Raw genomic sequence first — 1,188 nt, 5'->3', positions numbered from 1 at the left:
AGCAGGAACTGCTCGACACGCTGATCGCCACCGCCGCGCGGAAGGTGCTGGTGCTCAACCTGGCTCCGGAGCCGGGCGAGACCGCAGGATTCTCCACCGAGCGTCATCTGCACGTACTGTCCCAACACGCGCCCGAACTCACCGTCGACTTCGTCGTGGTCGATTCGGGTTCGGTTCCACCGGGGCGCGAGCGCGAGCACCTCGCCCGCGCCGCCGGACAGTTCCAGGCACGCGTCGTGTACGCCGACGTGTCGGAGCACGGCACCCACACGCACCATGCAGGAAAACTTGCGTCCGTTCTCGAACAGCTCTGGAGCGACCCCGATGCGGGGTCTCGGGGGAGCGAAGTGGCCGAGACACCAGAGGAAAGGGAGAGCGCTTCGTGGCAATGACAGCAGAGGTCAAAGACGAACTCAGTCGTCTCGTCGTCACTCATGTGAGTTGCCGGAAGGCCGAGGTCTCGTCGCTGCTGCGGTTCGCCGGGGGATTGCACATCGTCGGCGGCCGGGTCGTGGTCGAGGCGGAAGTGGATCTGGGGTCCACGGCCCGCCGGTTGCGCCGCGAGATCTTCGACCTGTTCACCTACAGCGCCGACGTCCACGTTCTCAGTGCCGGCGGGCTGCGCAAGTCGTCCCGGTACATCGTGCGGGTCGCGAAGGAGGGCGAGGCCCTCGCCCGCCAGACCGGTCTCCTGGACCTGCGGGGACGCCCCGTGCGCGGGCTTCCAGCACAGGTGGTCGGTGGCAGCGTCGCCGACGCGGAAGCCGCGTGGCGCGGCGCGTTCCTGGCGCACGGTTCGCTGACCGAGCCGGGCCGGTCGTCGGCGCTCGAAGTCAGCTGCCCCGGCCCGGAGGCGGCGCTCGCGCTCGTCGGGGCGGCGCGCAGGCTGGGCATCTCCGCGAAGGCGCGTGAGGTCCGCGGCACCGACCGGGTGGTGATCCGCGACGGCGAGGCCATCGGCGCGCTGCTCACCCGGATGGGTGCCCAGGACACCCGCCTCGTGTGGGAGGAACGCCGCATGCGCCGGGAGGTCCGGGCCACCGCCAACCGGCTCGCCAACTTCGACGACGCCAACCTGCGCCGGTCCGCGCGGGCGGCCGTCGCGGCCGCGGCCCGCGTCGAACGGGCCCTCGACATCCTGGGTGACGAGGTGCCCGACCATCTGGCGGCGGCCGGTCACCTCCGGGT

General features: G+C 71.2%; 2 protein-coding genes. Both read left to right on the top strand.

Annotated elements, in window-relative coordinates:
- Positions 1–392, top strand: a 392-nt coding sequence (locus tag AC1D1G_RS45400) for a 2-phospho-L-lactate transferase CofD family protein (protein ID WP_477956958.1), incomplete at its 5' end; no start/stop codon positions are given.
- Positions 389–1,188, top strand: an 800-nt coding sequence (gene whiA, locus AC1D1G_RS45395) for a DNA-binding protein WhiA (protein WP_477956959.1), incomplete at its 3' end; no start/stop codon positions are given. The genes AC1D1G_RS45400 and whiA, both read left to right, overlap by 4 nt.

The sequence above is a fragment of the Rhodococcus sp. P3_B8 genome, from assembly GCF_056402775.1.
The sequence above is the reverse complement of the archived record's forward strand: the minus strand, read 5'-3'. Positions and strand labels throughout refer to the sequence as shown.